The sequence below is a fragment of the Desulfobacter sp. genome (assembly GCF_050177295.1).
Genome location: NZ_JBFXHE010000337.1, coordinates 1 through 4,870, shown reverse-complemented (window position 1 = coordinate 4,870; position 4,870 = coordinate 1). Strand labels below are relative to the sequence as shown.

The window sequence follows — 4,870 nt, the reverse complement described above, 5'->3', positions numbered from 1 at the left end:
TGAATCCTGCCAGACAATAACATTATAAAAACACTTTTTGCTGTTCTTGTCCCAGGCAACAATACTTTCCCCCTGGTGATCTATCCCCAGGGCAGAACCGGGACCGGTCTTGTCCAGTGCTTCGGCTATATTATTATAGATTTCGTCACCATCATGCTCAACCCAGCCCGGTTCCGGGGTGATTTGCCTGTGATTTTTCTGATACACAAGTTGGGCCCGGCCATCTTCGTATACGCACGAAACCTTTGTAGCTGTTGTTCCTTGATCAACACCGATAAACTGTTCCATTTGATATAACCTGAAGTAAGTTAAAGGAAAAATCCGGAAACGAACAGCATATTTGAAATAATAAATACCGAGATAGCACCTATTTTCCAGCGCTTATACTGTTTGTCCAATGCGTCTTGTTCCGTGGCCGACGGTTTGGCTGTCTGCATGGTAAGCAATTCAATATCAACAGATTCCTGGGGAATGGGTCTTTTTCGTACATACATAAAATAGTATAATACGCAAATTATATCAAAACCTATGTTAAACGGTATTGCATAGCGGTCAAGGGCAAGGATCATCAGTCCCAGGTAAACGACAATACTGACAATCGCACCTATTTTGCCGGCAGGGACTTTGTATGGGCGCTCCAGATCGGGTTCTTTTTTCTGCAGCATCAGATATGAAATATAGCCGATTATATAACAGGTCATCTGGCAAAATGCGCACATTGCCGCAATAACGGCGATGGACCCTGTTGCGATCAAGGCGATGGCAATCAGGCCGACAATAATAACAGAGACATACGGACTTTTATATTTAGGGTGCAGCTGGCCGAATATGCGGGGCATGGACCCGTCGTTGGCCATAACATACATGTAACGGGCAGGGCCGGTTACACAGGGGTTCATGGTGGAAAAGTCGCCCCCGAAAGTAATGCCCAGACAAAGGATGACAAGGGGAACCCCCACGATACCGGCCGCTTCCATGGCAACGGCAAAAGGCGCATCTGTGGTTGCCAACATTCCCAGGCTTGTCGCCGGAGTTAACCCGATAAGAAACCACTGGAACAGTGCGTTTACCCCGAATACAATAAAGGGAGAGATACACAGGGCCCGGGGAATGGTTATCTGGGGATATTTAACTTCCGCACCCATGCCCACAACCGTTTCAAATCCGGCAAAACACCACCATATCATCAAAATACTTTTTGCCAGTGCCGTAATATTTGCCGGGATCCCGGAGAGCAAGGGAGAAAAACTGGTAAAATCCATATTTCTGACCACCATGGCAAACCAGACAAGAGATGCTCCCCAGAAGAAAAACATAAACGCATTTTGCCACTTGCCGGCAATTTCAATGCCCCGGTAATTAATATAGACAAAAAAGGCCATGAGTATGGTCGCGATAATCCTGGGATCAATGGCGCAGTCGATGTGAAGCGCCTTGAGCAACCACATGAAATAATTGGCAAATGCCAGGGCCTCGGAGCCTCCGATACCAATCTGGGCAATGGTATAATTCCAGCTGCAGAATATGGCAGTAGGATAGTTTATGGCTCGTTTTGCATAGGCATAGGTTCCACCGGCAAGTGGCAATGCCGCTCCAAGCTCGCCATAAATGGCAGCAGGCCATAGCACAAGAAGAAAGGCAATAATGGTGGCAATGATCACCGAACTGCCCATGACACCAACCTGGGCGGAACCCACGGTGAATAAACCCACTCCGACCACCGCCCCGGTGGTAATTGTAATACATTCAGGTAACCCCAATGCCCGGGTAAGCACCTTTTCATTCCTTTTCGAATCAGCCATAGCCTCAACCTCCTGTGTTAAAAGACAATTTAATGACATCTGTATATTTTAAACAAATACGAATAATTAAATACTCGCAGGTTCACTTGTTTTTAATGCCTGTATTTAATTTAAGTGCCCTACATCATCCAATATAAAAAAGCAACATAAAACAAAAAAAACAACAATAAAACAAACTATATTTCTTTATTTCTTGCTTTATTACCAACAATGATACATATATATCCGATCAAGTAACAAAATATATGAGGTTTTTTATGACACCTTCAGGGCCCAAGAATATTTTTGACGTTATAATTATCGGCGGCGGGGTTGTCGGCTGCGGCATCATGCGCAAGCTTACGCTGCAAGGCTACAAGGCATTATTGCTGGAACGCGGGGGCGATATTTTATCCGGCGCAAGCAAGGCAAACAGCGCCATTCTTCATACCGGTTTTGATGCACCTGAAGCCAGTCTGGAACACGCTTGCATGCAGGACGGCTATAAGGAGTTCATATCCATCAGGGAAAAACTGGGTCTTCCTTTAATAAAAACCGCTGCCCATGTGGTGGCCTGGACCCGGGAGGAGCTGGACAAACTGCCCGGTATTGTGGCCAAAGCCCACAAGAATAAGGTATTGGATGTAAAGCAGATATCCCGGGAAGAACTGCTTTTGCATGAGCCCAATTTAAGTGATAAGGCACTGGGTGCCGTGCATGTACCTGGTGAATTTGTCATTGATCCATGGAGCAGCCCCCTGGCATACCTTAGCCAGGCGGTTGCCCATGGAGCGGAATACCGCTTTCACAGCCAGGTGACAGGCGGTTTCTTTTCCAACGGCCTGTGGACCCTGCAGACCCCATCGGGCATTTATAAAGCAAAACTGGTCATTAACAGTGCAGGGCTTTATGGCGACATTGTCGAACGTATTTGCGCCAAACCGCCGTTTACCATACACCCCCGCAAAGGACAATTTGTGGTGCTTGATAAAAAAGCCAATCAACTTGTAAATTCAATCATATTACCTGTTCCCAGCAGTATTACCAAAGGGGTGCTGGTGTGCAGGACCATCTTTGGAAACCTTATTGTCGGGCCTACGGCCGAGGAGCAAGACGACCGAGACAGGGCCATGGTGGACAATGAAGTGCTCAATGACCTGCTTGCAAAAGGCAAAAAACTGGTCCCTGCCCTGGACCGGTATGAAATAACAGCCACCTATGCAGGCCTGCGCACGGCAACGGAACACAAAGGCTACCAGATATTTCCAACCCCTGGGAAAAACTGGATCGGCGTAAACGGTATTCGGTCCACCGGGCTTACCTCTTCCCTGGGAATCGCCAATTACGTGCATACCCTCATTGAGGATCATTTTAAAACCAATCTGTTTGCACATGTTACTCCGGTGGCCAAAGAGGATATTATTTGGCCTGTCATGCCCAATTTATACGAGGATGCACCCCGGGATTACCAACAGCCGGGAAGCGGTGAAATATTTTGCCATTGTGAAATGGTTACCAAACGTGAAGTAGAAGCGGTTTTTTCGTCACTGGTTGTTCCCCAAGACATTGGCGGCATCCGCCGGAGAACACGTGCCATGATGGGGAGATGTAACGGTTTTAACTGCATGCAGCGCATGCAGCAAATTACCAAAGGCCGCATTGCAAACGGTTTTCATAACGACAAGGAAAAAGAATAACCATGAAACAATATGATGTCATCATCATCGGTTCCGGCCCTGCCGGGCTTGGTATTGCCCACTCCCTGGAAGCTGCAGGCGTGTCATACCGTATACTGGAACGTGAAAATTACTGGGGTGGTATTCCGCTCACCTGCGGCCATCGCAGCTTTGGAATCAATGTATATAAATACCCGATGACGGCAAAAGCCTTTATCAAAAAAATTTCAAAAAAGGTATCTGCCTCCAATATTCAGACCAATACCACCGCATTAAAGGTAACACCCAAAGGAGAGGTCAGCGTACGCACTCCGGAAGGCCTGTCCACCATGAATGCACGAAAAGTGGTGCTGGCCACAGGGTGCAGGGAGTCAACCCGCCATGGTCTGCTCACCTCAGGCCTTCGTCCGCTGGAAGTGATGACCACCGGTGCCCTGCAACGTATTTGCAACCAAAACAAAACCCTTCCTTTTGGCCGCACTATTATTGTGGGCACGGAAATAGTAAGCTTCTCCGCCCTTACCACCCTGCTGGGCAAGGGCGGCAAAGTGGTTGCCATGCTTGAACAAGAGCAGGATATCGCCACCTACCGTCCCCTTTCCCTGTATACCCTGGCACGCCGAATTCCAGTACACTGCAGCACCCGCATCACCGCCATTCAAGGGATAGATCATGTTGAAGGCATCACCGTCCGGCAAACCACACGACATGGCGAAGCAAAACGGTTTATCCCCTGTGACAGCGTGGTCTTCTCCGGCAGGTTCACAGCAGAAAACACCCTTGCCTATGCCAGCAATTTAGAATCCTTCATGCAAAACAACAGGCTTGTTGTGGACCAGTACGGACAATCTGATTTGCCTGTTATCATGGCCTGCGGCAATGTCCTGCACCCGGGGGACCCGGGTGACTACTCTTTTGTGGAGGGGTGCAGGCTTGGCAAAAAGCTTGCCGTGGAACTGCGCACACCGGTTGCGGCTTCACAGTTGATACCTGTAATCTGCCCCAAAGAATTTACCAGTGATATTCAGTGCGTAAGAATACCTGCCAATGCCGGTTCAATAAAGGCAGATATTAACCTGCATGCACAAAAACGCTTGTGCGGAACCATTTCATTGGCAGTCAACAACAAGATCATACAGGAGAAGAAAGGCTCTTTTCTGCCCCGGTACAGAATTGCATTTAAAGGGGTAAACCTGGCACCGGGCAGAACAGACACCTGTATGGAAATATTTTACGCACCAAGGCACGTCACCACGCCATAATCCCGGATACCTTTCCCCTGATCCACCGTCAAAAAAAATAAAAAACCCCGTTGAACTTGATGAATCAAGCAGATAGAGTGTTTGTGCAACCAAAAACCTATCACCAACGGGGTGAAACAAACTATGACACAAGGCGTGTTACCATTCAAGT

General features: G+C 47.9%; 4 protein-coding genes. 2 read left to right on the top strand and 2 right to left on the bottom strand.

Annotated features, from left to right (window positions below; translation table 11 throughout):
• Positions 1-288, bottom strand: a 288-nt coding sequence (locus AB7U36_RS18405) for an FGGY family carbohydrate kinase (RefSeq protein WP_428161124.1), incomplete at its 3' end; no start/stop codon positions are given.
• Between the two features lie 20 nt (positions 289-308).
• Positions 309-1,802: an APC family permease gene (locus tag AB7U36_RS18400; RefSeq protein WP_428161123.1), complete on the bottom strand. Its 1,494-nt coding sequence runs from the start codon at positions 1,800-1,802 to the stop codon at positions 309-311.
• A 257-nt stretch (positions 1,803-2,059) separates the two neighbouring features.
• Here AB7U36_RS18400 and AB7U36_RS18395 point away from each other — a divergent pair, with 257 nt between their 5' ends.
• A complete protein-coding gene (locus AB7U36_RS18395) occupies positions 2,060-3,478 on the top strand; it encodes an NAD(P)/FAD-dependent oxidoreductase (protein ID WP_428161122.1) in 1,419 nt (472 codons plus the stop codon).
• Positions 3,479-3,480: 2 nt separating this feature from the next.
• The gene (locus tag AB7U36_RS18390) at positions 3,481-4,719 is read left to right on the top strand and encodes an NAD(P)/FAD-dependent oxidoreductase (RefSeq protein WP_428161121.1); all 1,239 of its coding nucleotides are present in this window, start codon (positions 3,481-3,483) and stop codon (positions 4,717-4,719) included.
• Positions 4,720-4,870: the final 151 nt, after the last annotated feature.

Excerpts from the sequence above, each read along its gene's own strand:
- AB7U36_RS18400 (WP_428161123.1), bottom strand. The coding sequence starts at position 1,802 with ATGGCTGATTCGAAAAGGAATGAAAAGGTGCTTACCCGGGCATTGGGG.
- AB7U36_RS18395 (WP_428161122.1), top strand. The coding sequence starts at position 2,060 with ATGACACCTTCAGGGCCCAAGAATATTTTTGACGTTATAATTATCGGC.
- AB7U36_RS18390 (WP_428161121.1), top strand. The coding sequence starts at position 3,481 with ATGAAACAATATGATGTCATCATCATCGGTTCCGGCCCTGCCGGGCTT.